General features: G+C 69.5%; 16 protein-coding genes. 3 read left to right on the forward strand and 13 right to left on the reverse strand.

The features are described 5' to 3' along the window. The first annotated feature begins 241 nt into the window (after window positions 1-241). Window positions 242-5,224 (forward strand): alpha-2-macroglobulin family protein, encoded by a 4,983-nt coding sequence (locus tag DX914_RS04360; RefSeq protein WP_115857818.1) that lies wholly within the window; start codon window positions 242-244, stop codon window positions 5,222-5,224. Between the two features lie 283 nt (window positions 5,225-5,507). Then, window positions 5,508-7,835 (forward strand): penicillin-binding protein 1C, encoded by a 2,328-nt coding sequence (gene pbpC, locus DX914_RS04365; protein ID WP_231118220.1) that lies wholly within the window; start codon window positions 5,508-5,510, stop codon window positions 7,833-7,835. A 48-nt stretch (window positions 7,836-7,883) separates the two neighbouring features. On the opposite strand, the gene DX914_RS04370 is transcribed toward pbpC, so the two are convergent. The 3 genes from DX914_RS04370 to DX914_RS04380 all read right to left on the reverse strand — a co-directional run bounded on the left by DX914_RS04370 (window position 7,884) and on the right by DX914_RS04380 (window position 9,885). After that, the gene (locus DX914_RS04370) at window positions 7,884-8,645 is read right to left on the reverse strand and encodes a hypothetical protein (protein WP_115857820.1); all 762 of its coding nucleotides are present in this window, start codon (window positions 8,643-8,645) and stop codon (window positions 7,884-7,886) included. Between the two features lie 77 nt (window positions 8,646-8,722). Further along, window positions 8,723-9,325 (reverse strand): ferritin-like domain-containing protein, encoded by a 603-nt coding sequence (locus tag DX914_RS04375; protein WP_115857821.1) that lies wholly within the window; start codon window positions 9,323-9,325, stop codon window positions 8,723-8,725. A gap of 83 nt (window positions 9,326-9,408) precedes the next feature. After that, on the reverse strand, window positions 9,409-9,885 hold the full coding sequence (locus DX914_RS04380; RefSeq protein WP_115857822.1) for a peroxiredoxin: 477 nt from the start codon (window positions 9,883-9,885) through the stop codon (window positions 9,409-9,411). Window positions 9,886-10,074: 189 nt separating this feature from the next. Here DX914_RS04380 and DX914_RS04385 point away from each other — a divergent pair, with 189 nt between their 5' ends. Beyond that, the gene (locus DX914_RS04385; protein WP_115857823.1) at window positions 10,075-10,974 is read left to right on the forward strand and encodes a DnaJ C-terminal domain-containing protein; all 900 of its coding nucleotides are present in this window, start codon (window positions 10,075-10,077) and stop codon (window positions 10,972-10,974) included. A gap of 99 nt (window positions 10,975-11,073) precedes the next feature. Here the strand turns inward: DX914_RS04385 and DX914_RS04390 are convergent, their stop codons facing one another. From DX914_RS04390 to DX914_RS04430, 10 genes are all read right to left on the reverse strand, one after another. Then, window positions 11,074-11,439 carry a response regulator gene (locus DX914_RS04390; RefSeq protein WP_115857824.1) on the reverse strand — a complete coding sequence of 122 codons (366 nt, stop codon included), beginning with the start codon at window positions 11,437-11,439 and terminating at the stop codon, window positions 11,074-11,076. Between the two features lie 59 nt (window positions 11,440-11,498). Next, the gene (locus DX914_RS04395; protein ID WP_115857825.1) at window positions 11,499-12,491 is read right to left on the reverse strand and encodes a YhdH/YhfP family quinone oxidoreductase; all 993 of its coding nucleotides are present in this window, start codon (window positions 12,489-12,491) and stop codon (window positions 11,499-11,501) included. A gap of 32 nt (window positions 12,492-12,523) precedes the next feature. Continuing rightward, the gene (locus tag DX914_RS04400; RefSeq protein WP_115857826.1) at window positions 12,524-12,838 is read right to left on the reverse strand and encodes a GIY-YIG nuclease family protein; all 315 of its coding nucleotides are present in this window, start codon (window positions 12,836-12,838) and stop codon (window positions 12,524-12,526) included. 173 nt (window positions 12,839-13,011) lie between these two features. Beyond that, on the reverse strand, window positions 13,012-13,281 hold the full coding sequence (locus DX914_RS19975; RefSeq protein WP_147300600.1) for a hypothetical protein: 270 nt from the start codon (window positions 13,279-13,281) through the stop codon (window positions 13,012-13,014). 182 nt (window positions 13,282-13,463) lie between these two features. Continuing rightward, complete coding sequence (locus tag DX914_RS04405; RefSeq protein ID WP_115859127.1) at window positions 13,464-14,057, reverse strand: LOG family protein; 594 nt, start codon at window positions 14,055-14,057, stop codon at window positions 13,464-13,466. A 106-nt stretch (window positions 14,058-14,163) separates the two neighbouring features. Next, the gene (gene lpdA, locus DX914_RS04410; protein ID WP_115857827.1) at window positions 14,164-15,588 is read right to left on the reverse strand and encodes a dihydrolipoyl dehydrogenase; all 1,425 of its coding nucleotides are present in this window, start codon (window positions 15,586-15,588) and stop codon (window positions 14,164-14,166) included. 150 nt (window positions 15,589-15,738) lie between these two features. Next, a complete protein-coding gene (gene sucB / locus DX914_RS04415; RefSeq protein ID WP_115857828.1) occupies window positions 15,739-16,956 on the reverse strand; it encodes a dihydrolipoyllysine-residue succinyltransferase in 1,218 nt (405 codons plus the stop codon). 72 nt (window positions 16,957-17,028) lie between these two features. Beyond that, on the reverse strand, window positions 17,029-19,863 hold the full coding sequence (locus DX914_RS04420; RefSeq protein ID WP_115857829.1) for a 2-oxoglutarate dehydrogenase E1 component: 2,835 nt from the start codon (window positions 19,861-19,863) through the stop codon (window positions 17,029-17,031). A gap of 355 nt (window positions 19,864-20,218) precedes the next feature. Then, complete coding sequence (locus DX914_RS04425) at window positions 20,219-21,127, reverse strand: GNAT family N-acetyltransferase (RefSeq protein WP_115859128.1); 909 nt, start codon at window positions 21,125-21,127, stop codon at window positions 20,219-20,221. Window positions 21,128-21,129: 2 nt separating this feature from the next. Continuing rightward, complete coding sequence (locus DX914_RS04430) at window positions 21,130-22,350, reverse strand: cupin domain-containing protein (RefSeq protein WP_115857830.1); 1,221 nt, start codon at window positions 22,348-22,350, stop codon at window positions 21,130-21,132. Window positions 22,351-22,438: the final 88 nt, after the last annotated feature.

The following is a 22,438-nucleotide window of genomic DNA, read 5'->3' on the forward strand; positions in this document are numbered from 1 at the left end:
GGGAAAGACCCGCCGGCGGCGCGCGCAAGCGTGACCGCAATCAAGCATCGGCGTTTACGTTGCGCTGCGGGATACACACTGGTTATGAATTGAAACAGTGTTCTAAATCCGGTCTTGGCACATCCGGCATGCAAGTGCCGTGCCGGTAACGCCGCCGAACCGGTCGCTAAATATTTGCCAACGTCGCTGCTGCGTAACACATGCGCCGCTCTATACTCGTCGCAACCCGAGGGGAGACGACATGGAAAGCGTGGGTTCGGCTGCACGTGCTGTGGTAACTGCGTTGGTAACTGATTCTTTCCGCCGCGCCTCGCGCGCCGTCGCCACCCTGGCCCTGACGGCCCTGATCGTCGCCGCGCCGGTGGCCTGCAAGCGCGACACCTCCGGGCAGTTGCCCGACGTCAGCGGCGAGACCATCCAAGCCAAGCGCGAGGTGGTACAGGGCTTCGGCCTGGTCGCCGCCTACCCGGACCAGAAGTCCGACGAACAACTGGCGATCGCGCTGGAATTCAGCCAGCCGCTGGTCGGCACCCAGGCTTTCGACGAACTGATCGCGGTCACCGACAAGAACGGCGCGGTGGTCAAGGGCAGCTGGGTGCTGGACGAAGGCGGCAAGCTGCTGCGCTTCCCGCACGTTGAAGCCAGCAAGGACTATGTAGTCACGATCAAGGGCGGGCTGACCGCCGCCGACGGCGACCGCATCGGCAAGACCGTGACCCGCAACGTCTACACCGGTCCGCTGGACCCGGTGGTCGGCTTCGCCTCGCAGGGCAGCGTGCTGCCGGCGCGCGAGAGCCGCGGCCTGCCGGTGGTGTCGATCAACGTGGCCGAGGTCGACGTCGAATTCATGCGGGTCAAGGACAAGGAACTGCCCAAGTTCTTCGCCGAGTACCAGCGCGGCGGCCGTCGCGGCAGCTGGGAGCTGGAACGCGACTGGGACGACAAGACGCCGCTGTCCAAGCTGGCCGAGCCGGTCTACGTCAACCGCTTCGTGCTGGGCGGCAAGCCCAACGAACGCGTGCTGACCTACCTGCCGCTGCAGGACATCGAGGAACTGCAGAAGCCGGGCCTGTACTTCGCGGTGATGAAGCGCGCGGGCCAGTTCAAGGACGAGTTCGAGACCGCGTTCTTCACCGTCAGCGACCTGGGCCTGCACGCGCGCGCCTACAAGGACAAGCTGTTCGTGCACACCGCCTCGCTGGAGAACGGCGGCGCGGTCGGCGGAGTGGAACTGAAGGTGCTCGACGGCAGCGGCGAGACCGTGCTCAAGGGCGAGACCGACCGCAACGGCAATGCGCTGCTGAACTACAAGCTCGACGCCGCGCACGTGCTCGTGGCCCAGCGCAGCAACGACGTGTCGATGCTGCCGTTCAACCAGCCGGCGCTGGACCTGTCCGAATTCGCCGTGTCCGGCCGCGAGCAGGCCTGGTTCGACGTATTCGCCTGGTCCGGCCGCGACCTCTACCGCCCCGGCGAAACGGTGCGGCTGTCGGCGCTGCTGCGCGACCAGGACGGCAAGCCGGTCGCGCTCAAGGGCAAGGCGCTGCAGCCGGTGTTCCTGCGCTACGTGCAGCCCGACGGCAAGACCTTCCTGGAAACGCGCCTGCAGCCCGATACCCAGGGCTACGTTCGCCACGCCCAGGTAATTCCGGCCGACGCCGCCACCGGCCGCTGGCGGGTGGAGTTCCGCACCGACCCGGCCAGCAAGGAAGCGGTGCAGGGCATGACCCTGCGCATCGAGGAATTCCTGCCCGAACGCCTGAAGCTGGACCTGAGCGCGCAGCCGCTGATCAAGCCCGGCGAGGCGCTCAAGCTCGACGTGACCGGCGCCTACCTCTACGGTGCGCCGGCGGCCGGCAACCGCTTCACCGCCAAGCTGGCGGTGGCGGTGGAACAGCACCCCTTGGAGCAACTGCCCGGCTACTTCTTCGGCGACCCGACCCTCAGCCTGCCCAAGGAAGCCAAGGACGTGGTCGACACCGCGCTCGACGCGCAGGGCAAGCTGCAGCAGGACGTGGTCCTGCCCAGCGAGGCCAAGCCGCTGAGCCCGATCGCCGCGATCCTGACCGGCAGCGTGTACGAGAGCGGCGGCCGCAGCGTCAACCGCAGCCTCAAGCGCGTGCTGTGGCCGGCCGACGCGCTGGTCGGCGTGCGCCCGCTGTTCGACGACAAGGAGGGCACCGACGCCAACGGCAACGCCGGCTTCGAGCTGACCCGCGTGGGCGCCGACGGCAAGCCGCGCCCGGGCCGTGCCCTGCGCGTGACCCTGGTGCGCGAACACCGCGACTACCACTGGAACTACGACGCCGACGGCGGCTGGGACTACGACTTCAACCGCCGCTACGAGGACGTGGAAACCCGCACCGTCGACAGCGGCGCCGCGCCGCTGCGCCTGGACTTCCCGGTCGAATGGGGCGAGTACCGGGTGGACGTGTACGACCCGGCGACCAAGCTGACCTCGCGCTATCCGTTCACCGCCGGCTGGAGCTGGGACGACCAGAACCGCGGCCTGGACGCGCGCCCCGATAAGGTCAAGCTGGCGTTGGACAAGACCGCCTACAAGGCCGGCGACACGCTCAAGGTCACCCTGACCCCGCCGCACGCGGGCAAGGGCCTGCTGATGGTCGAAAGCGACCGCATGCTCTATGTGCAGGCGATCGACGCAAAGGCCGGCAGCACCTACGAGATTCCGGTCACCAACGACTGGGAGCGCCACGACGTCTACGTGACCGCGCTGGTGTTCCGCGGCGGCAGCGCGCCCAGCAAGATCACCCCGGCGCGCGCGGTGGGCGTGGCCCACGTGCCCATGGACCGGCGCGACCGCACCGTGGCCGTCGGCCTGAGCGTGCCCAAGCTGATGCGGCCGGAGCAGAACCTGCCGGTGACGGTGAGCGTGCCGCAGCTGGCCGGGCAGGAGGCCTACGTGACCGTGTCCGCGGTGGACGTGGGCATCCTCAACATCACCCGTTTCCCGGTGCCCGACGCGGCCGCGCATTTCTTCGCCCAGCGCCGTCTGGGCGTGGACGCCTACGACGTCTACGGCCGGGTGATCGAGAGCTTCGAAGGCGGCTCGGCCAAGATCCGCTTCGGCGGCGACGCCGCGCTGGAAGCGCTGCCGCAAGCGCGGCGTCCCACCGCCAAGGTGCAGACGGTGGACCTGTTCGCCGGGCCCGTGCGCCTGGACGCCAAGGGCCTGGCCCAGATCAAGCTGGCGGTGCCGGACTTCAACGGCACCCTGCGGGTCTCGGCGCTGGTGTACTCCAACGGCAAGTACGGCAAGCGCGACCGCGAAACCATCGTGCGCGCGCCGGTGCTGGCCGAGGCCAGCACGCCGCGCGTGCTCGCGCCGGGCGACCGCAGCAACGTGACCCTGGACGTGCAGAACTTCACCGGCCGCGCCGGCGAGTTCGACGTGCGCGTGGAGGGCATCGGCCCGCTGAGCCTGAGCGAGGGCAACCGCAAGGCCAGCCTGGGCGTGGACGCCAAGACCACCTACACCTTCCCCATCGTCGCCCGCGAGGGCTACACCGTGGCGCAGGTGCGCGTGCGTGTGGAAGGCAACGGCTACAAGGTCGACCGCCGCTACGACGTGCCGGTGCGGCCGGCCTGGCCGCAGGTGCTGCGTGCGCGTACCCAGGTGCTGGACTCGGCAGCAACGGTGCGGTTGGGCGCCGACTTCGCCGACGGCCTGATGCCCGGCTCCGTCAACGCGCGCATGACCGTCAGCGCGCTGCCGCCGATCCCGTTCGCCAGCGCGCTGCAGGGCGCCTTGGAGTACCCCTACGGCTGCGCCGAGCAGACCACCAGCAAGGGTTACGCCGCGCTGGAGCTGGACGAGGCCACGGCCAAGATGCTGGGCGTGAAGGGCCTGGACGCCAAGCAGCGCCGCGCGCGCATGGAAGGCGCGTTCGGCCGGTTGGCGGCGATGCAGATCGGCTCCGGCCACTACTCGATGTGGGGCGACGGCGACTACGTCAATGCCTCGATCACGCCCTACGTGGTCGAGTTCCTGCTCGACGCGCGCGAGGCCGGCTTCGCCGTGCCCGAGGCGATGCTGCAGAAGTCGCTGAAAGTGCTCAACGAGGACCTGCTGTCCGGCGGCCCGCCGTTCTTCGGTTACGACCGCCGCGAGCACCTCAAGTTCGCCTACCAGGCCCACGCCGGTTACGCGTTGGCGCGCGTGAACCGCGCGCCGCTGGGCACCTTGCGCGCGCTGTACGATAACGAGCGCAAGCACAGCCTGACCGGCCTGCCGCTGGTGCACCTGGGCCTGGCGCTGTCGCTGCAGGGCGACAAGGCGCGCGGCAAGAAGGCCATCGCCGAAGGTTTCGCGCGCGACTCCAAGGACCGCCCGGAATACCTGGGCGACTACGGCAGCCGCGTGCGCGACGACGCGCTGATGATCGCGCTGGTGCACGAACGCGGTTACGCGCAACCGTCCTTCGACGCGCGTGCGGTGACCCTGGGTCAGGAACTGGATGCGCGCCGCAACAGCGGCTGGCTGTGGCTGAGCACGCAGGAGCAGGTGGCGCTGGCGCGGCTGGGCAAGGCGCTGATGGCCGACCAGGGCAAGACCGTATCCGGCCAGTGGAAGGTCGGCGACGCGGCCTCGGACGCCAGCGCGGCCAAGATCGTCGGCCGCGTGTTCGACTACGACGCGCTGGCCGCGGGCGTGGCTTTCGACCCGGTCGGCCAGCCGCCGCTGTACGCGAGTATGGAAGTGGCCGGCGTGCCGCGCCGCGCACCCGAGCCCGACGCATCGGTGATCGAGGTCAAGCGCAAGTACTACACGACCAAGGGCGAGGAATGGACAGGCGGCACCCTGGAAGAGGGCGACGCCTTGATCGTGCAGGTCAGCATCAAGGCCAGCCGCGCCATGCCCGACGCCTTGCTCACCGACCTGCTGCCGGCGGGCCTGGAGATCGAGAACTTCAACCTGGGCGACGCCAAGCAGTGGGCCGGCGTGGTGGTGGACGGCATCGAGATCGCCGACCGCGACGACGCGGCCGAGGTGCGCCACGAGGAGTTCCGCGACGACCGCTACGTGGCCGCGCTGAAGCTGGACGTGGGCGACACCGCACGCGTGTTCTACCTGGTGCGCGCGGTCACGCCGGGCACCTACACCGTGCCGCCGTCGCTGGTGGAGGACATGTACCGTCCGGACCTGCGCGGCGTCGGCCGCGCGGTGCCGGCGATGCTGACGGTGAAGCAGCCGGGGCGGTGACGCCCCGGCATTCCGGCTCCGCCGTCGATTCCTGGACTCCACATCCGGTCATTCCGGCGTAAGCCGGAACCCATCTTGATTTTCGCTTGCGCTCGCACCAGACCTAAGCGGGAACAGCAACGGCAACATGGGTTCCGGCTTGCGCCGGAATGACGGTAAGGGGAGGGCGGCATCGGCTTGGTGGAGCGCAGCGCCTCCTCTATCAGTTTCGTAATCGAGCAGCACCCTTATCTCCGCCCAGCCCGCCAACGCCGCCGCCGAGCACCCGCGCCAGCCACGCCGCCTGGCCCTGAAATCGCTGCTGGCCGCGCTGCTGTTCGTCACCGCGGCCATGCTGCTGGACCTGGCGTTTCCGCTGCCGTTGCCGCGTGAGGGCCAGGCCGGCGCGGTGGTGGTCGCCGCCGACGGCACGCCGCTGCGCGCCTTCGCCGACCGCGGCGGCATCTGGCGCTATCCGGTGCGCACCGAACAGGTGTCGCCGTTGTACCTGCAGGCCTTGTTGAACTACGAGGACCGCTGGTTCTGGAAGCATCCCGGCATCAATCCTTACGCGCTGGGCCGCGCCGGCCTGCAATGGCTGCGCAGCGGCCGCGTGGTCTCCGGCGGTTCGACCCTGACCATGCAGGTCGCGCGCATCCTGGACCCGCATACGCGCACGCCCTGGGGCAAGTTCAAGCAGCTGCTGCGCGCGCTGCAGCTGGAAGTGCACCTGTCCAAGCACGAGATCCTGGCGCTGTACCTGCAGCGCGCGCCGTTCGGCGGCACCGTGGAAGGCGTGGAGGCGGCGAGCTGGGCCTACCTGGGCAAGCCCTCTGCGCGCCTGTCGCACGCCGAGGCGGCGCTGCTGGCGGTATTGCCGCAGGCGCCCAGCCGCCTGCGCCCGGACCGCGAGCCCGAGCGCGCGCGCAAGGCGCGCGACAAGGTGCTGGCGCGCATGGCCGAGCTGGGCGTGTGGTCGCAGGCGCTGGTCGCCGACGCGCGCATCGAGCCGGTGGTGGCGCGCTCGCTGCAGCCGCCGCAGCACGCACCGCTGCTGGCCCAGCGCTTGCGCTTCGAGCAGCCGCGCGCGGCGCGGCTGGTGTCGACCATCGACATCGAACTGCAGCGCACCCTGGAAGACCGCGTCGCCTCGTACTTCTCCAATCTGCCCGAGCGGACCTCGGCGGCGTTGCTGGTGATCGACAACGCCAGCCTGGAGGCGCGCGCCTACGTGGGCTCGGCGACCTTCGCCGACGCCGCGCGCCTGGGCCATGTCGACATGGTCCAGGCCTGGCGTTCGCCGGGGTCCACGCTCAAGCCCTTTCTGTACGGCCTGGCCCTGGACGACGGCCTGATCCATTCCGAAAGCCTGCTGGTGGACGCGCCGCAGACCTTCGGCGATTACCGGCCCGGCAATTTCGACGCCGCCTTCAACGGCCCGGTGAGCGCGGCGCAGGCGTTGCGGCTGTCGCTCAATGTGCCGGCGGTGGACCTGCTCGATCGCGTCGGCCCCAACCGGTTCTCGGCGCGGCTGGCGCATGCCGGCATCGAACTGCATTGGCCGCGCGGCGCCACGCCGAACCTGGCGATGATCCTGGGCGGCACCGGCGCGCGCCTGGAAGACCTGGTCGGCGCCTACGCCGCCTTGAACCGCGACGGCGTCGCCGGTCGCGTGCGCTATCGCCCGGATGCGCCGCGCCTGGAACGCCGCCTGCTGTCGCCGGGCTCGGCCTGGATCGTGCGCGAGATACTCGAAGCCAATCCGCGCCCCGGCAGCGTGGCCGACACCTTCGACACCTCCGGCCGCCCGCGCGTGGCCTGGAAGACCGGCACCAGCTACGGTTTCCGCGACGCCTGGGCGCTGGGCGGCACGCGCCGTTACACCGTCGGCGTCTGGGTCGGCCGCCCCGACGGCACGCCGCTGCCGGGCCAGTACGGCGCGGTCACCGCCTTGCCGCTGCTGTTCGAAGTGGTGGACAGCCTGCCGCGCCAGCGCGGCGATGGCGCGCAGCGGCCGCCACCGGCCAACGTGGAGCGCATCGAGGTGTGCTGGCCGTTGGGTTTGCCGCCGGATCCGGACGCGCCTGGGCTGTGCCAGAAGAAGCTGGACGCCTGGACCCTGGACGGCTCGGTGCCGCCGACCTTCGCCGAGCGCGATGCGCGCCTGTGGAATGCGGGCGTGGAACGCTACGAGGTGGATGCGCGCAGCGGACTGCGCTTGTCGGCCGATTGCAGCGCGCCGCACCAGCGCCGCCAGGCGCAGCTGGCGCGCTGGCCGGCGCTGGCCTCGCCCTGGCTGGCCGCCGATACCCGCCATGCCTCGCGCCTGCCGGCGCTGGCGCCGGACTGCGCCGACGACGGCCGCGACGCCGCCGAGGAACTGCTGATCGAAGGCATCGCCGACCGCGCCACGCTCGCGCGCGCGCCCGGCAGCGTCAAGCCGCTGAGTTTGTCCTTGCAGGCCATCGGCAGCGAACGCCGCGTGCGCTGGCTGCTGGACGGGCGTTTGATCGGCGAGTCGCAGGGGCAGGCGAGCTTCGCTCACGATTTCGCCGAGCCCGGCGACCATCAGCTGACCGCGCTGGCCGATAGCGGCGCGTGGGCGAGGGTGAGGTTCCGGATCCTGCGCTAGCGCTAGGCTGCGGCGGCAACCGCATCATCGCGGCATCCGGCGCTGCGGTTATTCGCTTTCGCCGCGCGTCTGGTAGGCCGCGACCACGTCGCCGATCGAATCCGCGCCGGGCGCGTAGCGCGCGCCGGCATAGCCCATGCCGGCCAGCAGCAGGGCGATGGTCAGGGTGGGCAGGAAAGTCTGGCGCAACACCGTGCGTAACCAGTATTCCGAGCGGATGCGGCGCAGGCGGCGGTATAGACCGCCGGCCAGGGCGACGTCGAGCAGCACCTCGGCCATCAGCGAGGGCGCGATCCACACCACCCAGGTAGTGAGCAACAGCAGCGCGGCCAGGGCCGCCAGCGCGGCGATGGCGGCGAGCAGGAGCCAGCCCAGGCCGTCGTCGCCGGCGCAGCCGTCGGCGCCGGGCAGGTCGAGTTTGGGCAGGGGTTGTTCGGCCAGGGACGTTTGCATCGAGGAGGCCGGTGAGTCGAACGAAGCCGATGCGCCGCCACCGCCGCTTTGGCCGCCACCGCCGCCGAAGCTGCCACTGGAGCCGCCGTTGCCCGGGGACACATCCAGATACTCGTAGGCGCGGCTTTGGAAGGTGACCGCCCACAGCCACAGCAGCGCCATGAAGACGAGATAGGCAATGCCCACTGCGGCCGGGTAGCGCTGCCACATCGCCGTCATGCCCGCGTCCAGCAGCAGGTAGGAGGCGAGGAAGCCGATGCCGCCGGTGAGGGCGACGATCACCATCATCTGCAGGCGCGGCCAATGCGCGTGCTCCAGGTGGCTGCGCAGGCGGGCTAGGTGGAGCATGCGGCTCATGCGCCGAGTCTAGCCGCAACTGCACCCGGCCGCCGTACGCGGCCGCCGGGCCGTGCCCGGGCGCATTGCGGCGGCGCTCAGCCGCCGGTCCAGCCGTCGAGCAGGTCGGCCAGCTCGTCGGCGTGTTCCTCTTCCTGGGCCAGGATGTCTTCCATCATCCGCTTGGTGGTGGTGTCGCGGTCGCCGAGGTAGTCGATGATGGCGCGGTAGCTGTCGATGGCGATGCGCTCGGCGACCAGGTCTTCTTTGACCATGTCGCGCAGGTCGCTGCCTTCCACGTACTCGGCATGCGCGCGCGAGGACAGCACGTCGGGATTGAGGTCCGGTTCGCCGCCCAACTGCACGATGCGTTCGGCGATGCGGTCGGCGTGGGCCTGTTCCTGGTTGGCGTGCTCGAGGAACTCGGCCTTGACCGCGTCGGCCATCAGGCCGCTGGCCATGAAGTAATGGCGCTTGTAGCGCAGCACGCAGACGATTTCGGTGGCCAGCGCCTCGTTGAGCAGCTTGATCACGGTGCCGCGGTCGGCGGTGTAGCTGTCGGTGATGGCGCCGTCTTCGATGTGCTTGCGCGCGCGCTCGCGGATGGCGCGGATGTCGGTGACCACGGCCGCCTCAGGCGGGCGGCCTGCGCCGGCGGCGGGAGTCGCGCCGGCGCGGGGGCGAGCGGGTTTGGCGCTCATGTCGATCTCCTGGCGATGGCTGGGAGGGGCCCAGCCACCTTGCCCAGGCGGCGGTGACGGCGGCGTGGTCGCCGCCGTGCCGTTCAGACCAGCGTCAACATGTGTTCGGCGGAAGACACGCGATACTCGCCCGGCGCTTCCACCTCCAACTGGCGCACCACGCCGTCTTCGGCGTACAGGGCGAAGCGCTTGGCGCGCGTGCCCATGCCGTAGGCGCTGGCGTCCAGCTCCAGGCCCAGGGCGCGGGTGAAGTCGCCGTTGCCGTCGGCGAGCATGAGCAGGCCGTCGGGCACGTGCTGGCTCTGCGACCAGGCCTGCATCACGAAGGGGTCGTTGACCGACAGGCAGGCCACGTCGATACCCTGTTCGCGGAAACGCTCGAAGTTTTCCACGAAGCTGGGCAGGTGGCGCTCCGAGCAGGTGGGCGTGAACGCGCCGGGCACGGCGAACAGCACCGCTTTCTTGCCGTCGAACAGGCTGCGGGTGTCCACGGTTTCGATGCCGTTGTTGATGCGCTTGAGTGCGACTTCGGGCAGGCGGTCGCCGATCTGGATGCTCATGCTGTCTCCTGTGGGGTGGGAGGCTCGCCGCACGCGGCAAACCCTGGGACCCCGGCATTGTGCGCGCAAGCATTGAAAAACGCAGGTGTCGCAGCCATTTGGTCTTGATCCAGACTTCACGCGCCGCCGTGCGCGGCCTACGCTGTGGGCCGGTACGGGCCGTGCGCCAGCGAGCTTGAGGGAGCCGCAATGCAGTTCAAGGATTACTACGACACCCTGGGGGTGGAGCCCAGCGCCGGCGAGGCTGAGATCAAGACGGCCTACCGCCGGCTGGCGCGCAAGTACCACCCGGACGTCAGCAAGGAGGCCGGCGCCGAGGACAAGTTCAAGGCCGTCAACGAGGCCTACGAGGCGCTGCGCGATCCGCAGAAGCGAGCGGCCTACGATCAACTGCGCGCGCGCGGCTACCGGCCCGGCGACGAAGTGCAGCCGCCCCCGGGCGGATTCGGCGGCGGCTACGGCGGCCCGGATTTCGACGAGATCTTCGCCGGCGGCGGCGCGGGCGGCGGTTTCAGCGATTTCTTCGAAAGCCTGTTCGGCCGCGGACGCGGCCCGGGCGGCCCCGGTTTCGGCGGTGCGGCGGGGCGCGCGCCGCCGCGCGGCGACAGCCGGGCCAAGCTGGCGGTGGCGCTGGAGACGGTCTACGAGGGCGGCATGGTGCGCATCTCGGTCAACGACCGCACCTTGGAAGTGCGCATTCCCAAGGGCATCAAGCCGGGCCAGATGATCCGTCTGGCCGGGCAGGGCACGCACGGCGATCTGCTGTTGGAGATCGAATACGCCGCGCACCCGCAATTCGAAGTGGACGGGCGCAATGTGATCCACGTGCTGGCGCTGGCGCCGTGGGAAGCGGCGCTGGGCGCGACCATCGGCGTGCCCACGCTGGGCGGCGAGGTCGAGCTGAAGATTCCGCCGAATTCCGAAGCCGGCCGCAAGCTGCGCCTGCGCGGGCGCGGCCTGCCGGGCACGCCGGCAGGCGATCAGATCGTGGAGCTGGAGGTGCTGGCGCCGCGGCCGCAGGACGAGGCCCAGCACGAGGCCTACGAGCGCATGCGCGACGCGTTCGGGGACGATTGGCGCCGCGCGTGAGCGCGGCTACAGGCCAGCGTGCGCGCACCGGCGCAGATGCGGTTCGCTGCGCTCACCGCATCCTACGGGTCGGGTTTGGGCAACGCGTGCGGAGGGCGCTCAGCCCGGCAGCAACTGGCCGATGATCTCGGACAGGTCGCTTTCGCTGAAGGGCTTGGTGATGTAGGCCTTGGCGCCCTGGCGCATGCCCCAGACGCGGTCGGTGTCCAGGTCCTTGGTGGTCACCAGCACGATCGGGATGTGCTTAGTGGTGGGCTCGCGGCAGATCGAGCGCGTGGCCTGGAAGCCGTTGAGGTTGGGCATGACCACGTCCATCAGGATCAGGTCCGGCACTTCGCGCTTGGCCGCCTCGACGCCGGCCGCGCCGTCTTCGGCGGTCAGGGCCTCGTGCCCCAGCTTTTCGACGATGCGGCGGATGCCCATCAGCTGGGACGGTGAGTCGTCGACGATCAGAATTCGCGCCATGTGTAAGTTTCCCCGTGATCCCTTGATTGTAGCGATGCGCGCTGACGCCGCAATGCCAACTACATCACGACCAGGGTCCGGCCCAGGGAGCCCCCGGCGAGCATGGTCGAGAAGGCCTTGGGCAGGTCGGCCAGGCCGACCTCGCGGGTGCAGATGCGGTCCAAGTGCGCCGGCTTCCAGTCGCTGCCCAGGCGGCGCCAGACCTCGTCGCGGATCTGCCGCGCGGTGCCGGCCGAGGCCACGCCCAGCAGCGACACGCCGCGGATGATGAACGGCATGACCGTGGTGTCCAGCTCGGCGCTGGCGGCCAGGCCGGCGCTGGCGACGTTGCCGTAGGGCGCGGTCTGCGCCAGCAGGCTGGCCAGCATGGGCCCGCCGACGTTGTCCAGGGCGCCGCCGAAGCGCGCCGATTCCATCGGCCGGGCGGTGGCCAGCGCCTCGCGGCCCAGCACCTGCGCCGCACCGATCTCGCTCAGGTAGGCGGCCTGCTCGGGCTTGCCGCTGATCGCGTACACCTCGTAGCCGGCGCGGCTGAAGATGTCCACCGCCAGCGAGCCCACGCCGCCGGTGGCGCCGGTGACCGCGATCGGGCCCAGCGCAGGCGTCTGCCGGTTGTCGTGCATGCGGTACAGCGCCAGCGCGGCGGTGAAGCCGGCGGTGCCCAGGATCATGGCCTCGCGCAGGGACAGGCCGCCGGGCAGCGGGATCGCCCACTGCGCCTCCAGCCGCGCGTATTCCGCGTAGCCGCCGTCGCGGGTCTCGCTGAGGCCGCAGCCGGTGACCAGCACCGCATCGCCCTCGCGGAACCTGTCGTCGCTGGAGGCGACCACGTGGCCGGCCACGTCGATGCCGCCCACCAGCGGAAAGCGGCGCAGGATCTTGCCTTCTCCGGTGCCGGCCAGCGCGTCCTTGAAGTTGATCGACGAGTACGCGGTCTTGATCACGATCTCGCCCGGCGACAGGTCGTCCACGCCGATGCGCTCGACCCCGCTGCGGTAGCCGTCGGCGTCGTTGTGGATGCGGAAGGCGTTGAAGTCGCGGGGCAGGGTCATGGGGGTGCTTCCGACGATTTGGGGCGCACGGATCAGGGAAATCGTGCTTCAGCGCCGATGATAGCGGAGTACAGATCGCGCCATTGCGGATTGTGGGTTTCGATCAGTTCCAGCTTCCACGCGCGCCTCCAGGATTTGATGCGCTTTTCGCGCAGGATGGCCGCATCCATTGTGTCGTGGGTTTCGTGCCAGACCAGTAAATGGGTGAGGTAACGGCATGAGAAGCCCGGGACTTGGCCGTGCTTGTGTTGCCAGACGCGCTGGATGAGGTCGGAGGTCACGCCCAGGTAAAGCGTGCCGCGCATGGAGCTGGCCAGCAGGTAGACGCAGGGGAGGCGGCTGCGCATTGAGAGCGGTTCCGGATTGTGGAGTCCGAAGGTAGCCGCGAATTCGCTTGACTCGACGGCGACTACACACGGTCGCGGCCTTTTCCTACAAACCCCCAACGCCGTCATTCCGGCGGAAGCCGGCACCCATTCTGCGGTTACTTTGGTTCTTGCTGCTTGAGGTAGGAGCAAGATCAAAATGGGTTCCGGCGTTCGCCGGAATGACGGGTGGTGGAGTGTTGCGGAACCCCGGCGGAGCGCTTCTCCATTCGATCCGGTTCGTCATTCCGGCGCAAGCCGGAACCCATTTTGCGGTTGCTTTGGTTCTTGCTGCTTGAGGTAGGAGCAAGATCAAAATGGGTTCCGGCGTTCGCCGGAATGACGGTGATGGAGTGTTGCGGAACCCCGGTGGAGCGCATCTCCATTCGATCCGGATCGTCATTCCGGCGGAAGCCGGAACCCATTTTGCGGTTGCTTTGGTTCTTGCTGCTTGAGGTACGAGCAAGATCAAAATGGGTTTCGGCTTTCGCCGGAATGACGGGTGGTGTAGTGGCGCGGAGCCTCGGTGGGATGCTTGCTCTATCCGGTCCAAATCGTCGTTGACTGGCCGGAGGGTGAAGCGGTGCTGGGATGCGACGCGCTGGTCTCAGCGCATAGCCTTGCGCCGCTTCTCGTCCATCCACTTGCTGGCCTCGGCCGGCTTATAGGCGCGCATCCAGTTCAACAGCGCGTCCAGGTCGTCGCCGTGCCACAGGTCGCGGCGCTGGTCGGGGTGCAGGAAGCGCTCTTCGACCATGCGGTCGAGCATGCCCATCAGCGGGGTGTAGAAGCCGTCCACGTCGAAGAAGGCGCAGGGTTTGTCGCCGATGCCGAGCTGGCGCCAGGTCAGCATCTCGAACATCTCGTCCAGGGTGCCGAAGCCCCCGGGCAGGGCGACGAAGCCGTCGGACAGGTCGAACATGCGCTGCTTGCGTTCGTGCATGGAGCCGACGATCTGCAGTTCGGTCAGGCCGCGGTGGGCGACTTCCCAGTTGACCAGCTGTTCGGGGATCACGCCGATCACCTTGCCGCCGGCCTCGAGCACCGCGTCGGCGACCACGCCCATCAGGCCGACGTTGCCGCCGCCGTAGGCCAGGGCGATGCCGTCCTGGGCCAGGCGGTGGCCCAGCGCCATCGCGCGGTCGGTGTAGATCGGCTTGGAGCCGGAGTTGGAACCGCAGTACACGCAGATCGTCTTCATGTTCATTGCCTTGGTTTTTGTTGTTGTTGTGGGTGTTGCGGGTATTGCCATTGCCGAAACGAAGAACGGCGCACCAGGTGCGCCGTTCTCGTGATTGCCTGGCCGATCAGTTGGCCTTGTGGATGGCGCGCTTGTCGACCGCCATCGCCGCGTCGTGGATCGCCTCCGACAGGGTCGGGTGGGCGTGGCAGATGCGGGCCAGGTCGTCGGCCGAGCCGTTGAACTCCATGGTCAGCACGCCTTCGTGGACCAGCTCGGAGACGCCGACGCCGACCAGGTGCAGGCCCAGCACGCGGTCGCTCTCGGCATGGGCGATGACCTTGACGAAGCCGGCCGGCTCGCCCATGGCCACCGCGCGGCCGATCGCCGCGAACGGGAAGCTGCCGGTCTTGTACGGCACGCCTTCGGCCTTGAGCTGCTGTTCGGTCTTGCCGACCCAGGCGATCTCCGGCTCGGTGTAGATCACCCACGGAATGGTGTCGAAGTTGACGTGGCCCGGCAGGCCGGCGATGAGCTCGGCCACGGCGATGCCTTCCTCGAAACCCTTGTGCGCGAGCATGGGGCCGCGCACGCAGTCGCCGATCGCCCAGACGCCGTCGACGCCGGTGTGGCAGTGGTCGTCGACCTCGATCTGGCCGCGTTCGTTGAGCTTGACGCCGGTGCCCTCGGCCAGCAGGCCCTTGGACGCGGCGCGGCGGCCCACGGCGACGAGCAGCTTGTCGACCACCAGTGCCTGGTCGGCCTTGCCGTCGTTGTAGGTCAGGTGCACGCCGTCCTTCTTGATCTCGGCCTTGCTGACCTTGGCGCCGAGCTTGATGTCCAGGCCTTGCTTCTTGAATTCCTTGGCCGCGGTCTTGGCGACCTCGGCGTCGGCGGCGGCCAGGAAGTCCGGCAGCGCCTCCAGGATGGTGACTTCCGAGCCCAGGCGCTTCCACACGCTGCCCAGCTCCAGGCCGATCACGCCGGCGCCGATCACGCCCAAACGCTTGGGCACTTCGGTGAAGTCCAGCGCGCCGACGTTGTCGACGATCTTGTCGCCGTCGAACTTGGCGAACGGCAGTTCGATCGAATCCGAACCGGCGGCGATGATGACGTTGGTGCCCTTGAGTTCGACTTCGCTGCCGTCGTGCTGCTTGACCTTGACGATGTTGCCCGGGTGCAGGGTGCCGAAGCCGTAGTACGGCGTGACCTTGTTCGCCTTGAACAGCATCGCGATGCCGCCGGTGAACTGCTTCACGATCTTGTCCTTGCGGCCGACCATGGTGGCGACGTCGATCTTGGCGTTGTCGGCGCTGATGCCGTGCTCGCCGAACAGGTGCTGCAGGTTCCAGAACTGGCGCGAGCTGTCGAGCAGGGCCTTGGACGGGATGCAGCCCACGCGCAGGCAGGTGCCGCCCAGGGCCGGCTTGCCGTCCTTGCCCAGCGCCGCGTCGATGCAGGCGGTCTTGAGGCCGAGCTGGGCCGCGCGGATCGCGGCGTGGTAGCCGGCCGGGCCGGCGCCGATGACGACTACGTCGAATTGCTCAGACATTGCGGAGTTCCTTTGCCTTTCCCTTCTCCCGCTGGCGGGAGAAGGTGCCCGGAGGGCGGATGAGGGGAGGCTTGAGGCAGGGGCTGGCGTGATCGCGGCGGCCCTCACCCCAACCCCTCTCCCGCGAGCGGGAGAGGGGCTCAGAGCGCATCACATGCCGAGCAGCATGCGGTGCGGATTCTCGAGCTGGTTCTTGATGTCGACCAGGAACAGCACCGCGTCCTTGCCGTCGATGATGCGGTGGTCGTAGGACAGGGCGATGTACATCATCGGCGCGGCCACGACCTGGCCGTTCTCGACGATGGCGCGCTCCTTGATCGCGTGCATGCCCAGGATCGCCGACTGCGGCGGGTTCACGATCGGGGTCGACATCAGCGAGCCGAAGGTGCCGCCGTTGGTGATGGTGAAGGTGCCGCCCTGCAGGTCTTCCAGCGCCAGCTTGCCGTCGCGGGCCTTCTTGGCGTAGTCGCCGATGGCCTTTTCGATGTCGGCGAAGCCCATGCGCTCGACGCTGCGCAGCACCGGGGTCACCAGACCCTTGTCGGTGGACACGGCGATCGAGATGTCGGCGTAGCCGTGGTAGATCACGTCGTTGCCGTCGACCGAGGCGTTGACGATCGGGTGGCGCTGCAGCGCGTTGGCGGCGGCCTTGGCGAAGAAGCTCATGAAGCCCAGCTTGACGCCGTTGGCCTTCTCGAAGGTCTCGCCCAGCTCCTTGCGCATGGCCATGACCTTGCCCAGGTTGACTTCGTTGAACGAGGTCAGCATGGCGATGGAGTTCTTCGACTGCATCAGGCGCTCGGCGATGCGGGCGCGCATGCGGGTCATCGGCACGCGCTCTTCCGGGCGAGCGCCCGCGGCGTTGCCGACGCCGCCGGACTTGGCGTAGTTGAGGATGTCTTCCTTGGTGACCGCGCCGCGGCGGCCGGTGCCTTCGACCTGGGAGGCGTCGATGCCTTCCTTGTTCGCGGTGAAGCGCGCGCCCGGGGGCAGCTGGTCGTTGCCGGCCGGCGCCTTGGCGGCCTCGGCCTTGGGCGTGATCGGCTGCGCGCCGGCGGCCGGCAGTTCGGCGGCCTTGGCGGCGGCCGGTGCGGCAGCGGCGGCGGGCTTGGCCTCGGCGGCGGCAGCGGCGCCGGCTTCGACGATCGCGATCAGCTGCTGGCTGGTCACGGTGGCGCCTTCCTCGAACTTGATCTCCTTGAGCACGCCGTCGACGGGCGAGGGGACCTCGAGCACGACCTTGTCGGTTTCGAGGTCGACCAGGTTCTCGTCGCGCTTGACCGCGTCGCCCGGCTTCTTGTGCCACGTGGCGATGGTGGCGTCGGAGACGGACTCGGGCAGGACGGGGACTTTGATCTCGGTGCTCATGGGGTGGGCATCCTGGCTTGCTTGATTGTTATGTGGCGGACTAGCGGAAAGGGGGGGCGGGACCGGCGCCGGTTACTCGGCGCTGGCCTCGCCGTGCAGCGAATTGACCAGCGCGTCGGCGACCAGACGGGTCTGCTCGGCGACGTGGTCGGCCAGGTGGCCGGCGGCCGGCGAGGGCGAACGCGCGCGACCGGTGTAGTGCAGGGCCTGCTTCGGCGCCAGGCAGGCGGTCAGGTGGTGGCGGATCTGGTACCAGGCGCCCTGGTTCTGCGGCTCTTCCTGGCACCACACCACGTCCTTGGCCGCGCCGTAGCGCTTGAGCTCGTCGGCCAGGGCCTGGCGCGGGAACGGATACAGCTGTTCCACGCGCAGCAGGGCCACGTCTTCCAGGCCCTGCTTCTGCGCTTCTTCGAGCAGGTCGTAATAGACCTTGCCCGAGCAGACCACCACGCGCTTGACCTTCTTGGGGTTGGCCGCGGCGTCGGGGATCAGGTGCTGGAAGCTGCCGCCGGCCAGCTCGTCCAGGCTGGACACGGCCAGCTTGTGGCGCAGCAGCGACTTGGGCGTCATCACCACCAGCGGCTTGCGCGTGCTCATGTGCATCTGCCGGCGGATCATGTGGTAGGCCTGCGCCGGGGTGGTCGGCGCGCACACCAGCATGTTCTCCAGCGCGCACAGCTGCAGGAAGCGCTCCAGGCGCGCGGAGCTGTGCTCCGGGCCCTGGCCTTCGTAGCCGTGCGGCAGGAACAGGGCCAGGCCGCACAGGCGGCCCCACTTGGCCTCGCCCGAGGACAGGAACTGGTCGATCACCACCTGGGCGCCGTTGGCGAAGTCGCCGAACTGCGCTTCCCAGATGTCCAGGGTCATGGGATCGGCGGTGGAGTAGCCGTACTCGAACGCCATCACCGCTTCCTCGCTGAGCAGCGAGTCGATGATGGTCACGTCCGACGGCGTCTTCACCAGCTCGCGCAGCGGCAGCACGTAGTCGTCGGTAGTCTGCTCGTGCAGGATCGCGTGGCGGTGGAAGAAGGTGCCGCGGCCGCAGTCCTGGCCGACCAGGCGCAGCTTGTAGCCCTCGCTGAGCAGGGTGGCGTAGGCCAGGTTCTCGGCGAAGCCCCAGTCGCCGGCCTGCTCGCCGGCGGCCATCTTGCGGCGGTCCTCGTAGATCTTGGCCACGCGCGGGTGCAGCTTGACGCTGTCGGCCACGGTGTTGATCTGCGCGGCCAGGCCGTCGAGCTTGGCGCGGTCGAAGGTGGTGTCGACCGGGTCGGACAGCTTGCCCGAGAGGTACTTGGACCAGTCGATGGTGAACTCGTCGGGCTTGACCTCGACCAGCTCGGTGGTGACCGCACCGGCGTCGAGCTTTTCGCGGTAGCCGTCGACCAGGGCCTGGGCCTCGTCGGCCGAGACCGCGCCTTCGCCGATCAGCTGCTGCGCGTACAGCTCGCGCGGGGTCTTGTGCTTGCGGATCACCTGGTACATCAGCGGCTGGGTCGCCGCCGGCTCGTCGGCCTCGTTATGGCCGTGGCGGCGGTAGCAGACCAGGTCGATGACCACGTCCTTGCCGAAGCGGTTGCGGAAGTCCAGCGCCAGTTCGGCGCAGAAGGTCACGGCCTCCGGGTTGTCGCCGTTCACGTGCAGGATCGGCGCGCCGACCATCTTGGCCACGTCGGTGCAGTACAGGGTCGAGCGCGCGTCTTCGCGGGCGCTGGTGGTGAAGCCGACCTGGTTGTTGATGACGATGTGCAGGGTGCCGCCGACGGCGAAACCGCGCGCCTGCGACATCTGGAACAGTTCCATGCCCACGCCCTGGCCGGCGAACGCGGCGTCGCCGTGCAGCAGGATCGGCAGCACCTGGGCGCGGCCCTGGTCGCCGCGGCGGGTCTGGCGCGAACGCACGCTGCCGGCCACCACCGGGTTGACGATTTCCAGGTGCGAGGGGTTGAACGCCAGCGCCAGGTGGACCGGGCCGCCGGGGGTGGCGACATCGGCGCTGAAGCCCATGTGGTACTTCACGTCGCCGCTGTGGGCGTGCTCGTCGTGGTCGAACTTGCCTTCGAACTCGTCGAACAGCTTGCGCGGCGGCTTGCCCAGGGTGTTGACCAGCACGTTGAGGCGGCCGCGGTGGGCCATGCCGATCACCACGTCCTGCGCGCCGTGCTCGCCGGCGCGGCGGATGGTGGTGTCCATGAGCGGGATCAGGGCGTCGCCGCCTTCCAGCGAGAAGCGCTTCTGGCCGACGTACTTGGTGCCCAGGTAGCGCTCCAGGCCGTCGGACGCGGTCAGGCGCTCGAGGATGCGCTTCTTGTCGGCGGCGCTGCGGCCGTAGTTGCCGGCGGCCGATTCCAGGCGCTCGTACATCCAGCGGCGCTGTTCGGCGTCGGCGATGTGCATGAACTCCGCGCCGATCGGGCCGGTGTAGGTGGCCTTGAGCAGGGCGACCAGGTCGCCGAGCTTCATGCGCTCCTTGCCGGCCACGCCGCCGGTGCTGAACTCACCGGACAGGTCGCTCTCGGACAGGCGGTGGAAGCCCAGCATCAGGTCCGGCGCGTCGGGCTTTTCCAGCAGGCCCAGCGGATCGATGTCGGCGGCCAGGTGGCCGCGCGAACGGTAGGCGGTGATGAGCTTGCCCACGCCGCGCTCGCGCTCGTCGCTGGCGCCGGCCGCGGGGGCGGCGCCGTTGAGCTGGCCGCGGGCGGCGGCCCGGCTGGCGCGGGCGATGCTGTCGATGGCGGCCGAATGCGGCAGGTCGCCGGCCTGGCGGCCCTGGAAGCCGTCGAAATAGGCTTTCCATTTGGCCCCGACGCTGTCGGGATCGACCAGGTACTGCTCGTACAGGTCTTCGATGAAGGCGGCGTTGGCGCCGAGTTGCGAGGACTGCGAAAACTGCTTGAGGAGACTGTCCACGATGGCGATCGGGAAACTCTTGGGGGCGGGATTGGGGGTCGGCGTACGCCGGCGCACGCGTTTGGCGCAGGCAAGGCTCGGAATTATAGCGGACCTGTTAAGCCAAGCGGCATAACTACTTACGTCTATGTGACCGATTCGGATGGATTTCCTGCCGCGGCCCGATCCGGCCCCCCCGCCGGGCGGCGAACCGACCGATCCGGCAAGCCTCCCGAAGTCTTGGGTTGGCCGCGGGCCTTTCAAGCCGAAGCCGGGCGCGCAGGCTATGGGTCGGCCCCGGCGGGGCCGGCGGGGCCGGCGGGGCCGCGCCGGTTGTGCCCGCGTTCGCGGCGGTCGGCGGCGTGCCAGCCGCTGCTCAGATGCCCAGCGCGCGGTACTCGCTGCAGGGCCGCGCGCGTTCCCAGACCGGGTCGAACAGGGCGCGCAGCTGGCGCGCGCGGGCCGGCGCGTCCAGGCGGGTTTCGCCCTCGAAACGATGGCCCAGGGCGCGGAAGTACCAGCCGCCGAGGTCGTTGACGATGTAGGCCGAGGGGTAGCCGCGGTCCACCGGCTCCTCGATCGCGCGGAACTCGAAGGCCGTGGTCAGCCGTTGTCCCAGGTTCAGCAGCGGGGCGATGGCACGCTGCGGCGCGGCCGGGTCCTGCAGCAGCACGCGCACCTGGCCGCCGCCGGTGGCGAAGCGGCGCAGCGCGGCGACCGCTTCGGGCCGGTCGAGCAGGCCCGGGTCCAGTTCGCGGCTGTAGAGGGCCAGCTGCCGGCGCGCGCCGGCGACCACGCCCTGCAGCGCGGCCACGGCCGCTTCGCGGCTTTCCACCGGATTGACCGCGTCCAGCAGCCGGCGCATGGGCTGGTGGTCGATGCCGGCGACGACGAAGCCGTCGCCGAACGGCAGGAAGCCTTCGCGGGCGTAGAAACCCGTGGTCTGGGTCTGGGCATTGAGCGTCAGCTCGCGCCAGCCCAGTTCGGCGGCCAGGGTCACCAAGGCGCGCAGCAGGGCCTCGCCTACGCCACGGCCGCGCCACTCGGCGTGCACCGCCAACCGGCCCAGGCTGCGCTCGGGCGTGAGCCGGCCGGTGCCGATCACGCGGCCTTGTTCGTCGCGGGCCAGGGCGTGGCGGCACAGCGGGTCCTGGGCGTCGAGTTCGAGCTCCGCCGGCACCTGCTGCTCGCGCACGAACACCGCCTCGCGCACCGCGCGCAGTTCGGGCAGGGCGGCGGCGTAGCCGTCGGCGGGAGCGATCTCGATGCGGAAGCCCGTGGCCATGTTCATTCCTCCTCGCCGTCGTCCAGCAACAGGCGGTAATGACCGCCCTGGTAAAGCTCGATCACCGCGTCGCGGCCGGCCTCGGACAGGGCGCCGTAGGCGGCGCCGTCGAATACGGCGGCGTTGGCGATGGCCTGGGCGTCGCGCGCGGGCAGGCTGCGTTCCTGGCCGCTCACGTACAGGCGCGCGCCGCGGCCGGCGCGGCGCCAGGCCATGCGCGACCAGGGGTGGCGCAGCAGCTGCGCGCCGCCCTGCAGGTCCCATTCGACCTCGATGCGCGAACGGGCGTCGTCGCCGGGCAACACTTCGCCGGCGGCGCGGTAGACGGTGATGAAACGGCCGAACCAGTCGCCCAGGCGGTCGGGATCGTTGAAGCGCAGGGTGTTCAGCGCTTCGACCACGCGCGCCATGGCGGCGGCGTCGATCTCGGCCGCGTCGGCCGGCGGCGCCAGGTCGGGATCGCGGTAACGCAGCGATTCGTCGGCGTCGGCGGCCAGGGTGTCGATGTAGTCGCCCATGAGCTCGGCCGCGGACGGCGCGCGCATGCCCACCGAGAAGGTCAGGCAGGCGTCCTCGGCCACGCCGTGGTGCGGCACGCCGGGCGGCAGGTAGAGCATGTCGCCGGGGCCCAGCACCCAGTCGTGGCTGGGGTCGAAACTTTGCAGCAGCTTGAGTTCGGCGTCGTCGCGGAACGCTTGCGGCGCTTCGGGGCGGGCGTCGATCTGCCAGCGGCGGTGGCCCTGGGCCTGCAGCAGGAACACGTCGTACTGATCGACATGGGCGCCGACCGAACCGCCGGGCGCGGCGAAGGACACCATCACGTCGTCGATGCGCCAGCGCGGCAGGAAGTCGAACGCGTCCAGCACCGCGGCCACGTCGGCGTCCCACTTGTCCACGTCCTGCACCAGCAGGGTCCAGTCCTGCTGCGGCAGGTCGGGGAATTCGGCTTCCTCGAACGGGCCGTGGCGCAGGCTGTAGCGGTCGCTGGCACGGTCGTGGCGGATCAGCCGCGACAGCGCGGCCTCCTCGCAGGCCAGGCCGGCCAGGTCTTCGGGCTGGATCGGCGAGACGTAGCCGGGGAAGGCGTTGCGGATCAGCAGCGGGCGCTTCTGCCAGTACCGCTGCAGGAACTGCGCCGCGGGCATGCCCAGCGGCGGGTGGGCGGCGGCATCGACCTCGATGGGCAGGTCGGCGGAAGGCTTGCGCGGGCGCGATGGGGCCATGGGGGCGCGACGTCGGGATTCGGTGGGCAGGCATTGTCGCCGATTGGGGCGTGCTCGTTCCGTTTGCTGTTCCCCCCTTTGAAAAAGG

This window comes from Lysobacter silvisoli (genome assembly GCF_003382365.1).
Taxonomy (GTDB): Bacteria; Pseudomonadota; Gammaproteobacteria; order Xanthomonadales; family Xanthomonadaceae; genus Lysobacter; species Lysobacter silvisoli.

Bases quoted from the DNA above. Each gene is read 5' to 3' on its own strand.
- DX914_RS04370 (WP_115857820.1), bottom strand. From the start codon at position 8,645: ATGAGCCGCATGCTCCACCTAGCCCGCCTGCGCAGCCACCTGGAGCAC.
- sucB (WP_115857828.1), bottom strand. From the start codon at position 16,956: ATGAGCACCGAGATCAAAGTCCCCGTCCTGCCCGAGTCCGTCTCCGAC.
- DX914_RS04400 (WP_115857826.1), bottom strand. From the start codon at position 12,838: ATGCGCAGCCGCCTCCCCTGCGTCTACCTGCTGGCCAGCTCCATGCGC.
- DX914_RS19975 (WP_147300600.1), bottom strand. From the start codon at position 13,281: ATGGGTTCCGGCTTCCGCCGGAATGACGATCCGGATCGAATGGAGATG.
- lpdA (WP_115857827.1), bottom strand. From the start codon at position 15,588: ATGTCTGAGCAATTCGACGTAGTCGTCATCGGCGCCGGCCCGGCCGGC.
- DX914_RS04380 (WP_115857822.1), bottom strand. From the start codon at position 9,885: ATGAGCATCCAGATCGGCGACCGCCTGCCCGAAGTCGCACTCAAGCGC.
- DX914_RS04425 (WP_115859128.1), bottom strand. From the start codon at position 21,127: ATGGCCACGGGCTTCCGCATCGAGATCGCTCCCGCCGACGGCTACGCC.
- DX914_RS04430 (WP_115857830.1), bottom strand. From the start codon at position 22,350: ATGGCCCCATCGCGCCCGCGCAAGCCTTCCGCCGACCTGCCCATCGAG.
- DX914_RS04390 (WP_115857824.1), bottom strand. From the start codon at position 11,439: ATGGCGCGAATTCTGATCGTCGACGACTCACCGTCCCAGCTGATGGGC.
- DX914_RS04385 (WP_115857823.1), top strand. From the start codon at position 10,075: ATGCAGTTCAAGGATTACTACGACACCCTGGGGGTGGAGCCCAGCGCC.
- DX914_RS04375 (WP_115857821.1), bottom strand. From the start codon at position 9,325: ATGAGCGCCAAACCCGCTCGCCCCCGCGCCGGCGCGACTCCCGCCGCC.
- DX914_RS04405 (WP_115859127.1), bottom strand. From the start codon at position 14,057: ATGAAGACGATCTGCGTGTACTGCGGTTCCAACTCCGGCTCCAAGCCG.
- DX914_RS04360 (WP_115857818.1), top strand. From the start codon at position 242: ATGGAAAGCGTGGGTTCGGCTGCACGTGCTGTGGTAACTGCGTTGGTA.
- DX914_RS04395 (WP_115857825.1), bottom strand. From the start codon at position 12,491: ATGACCCTGCCCCGCGACTTCAACGCCTTCCGCATCCACAACGACGCC.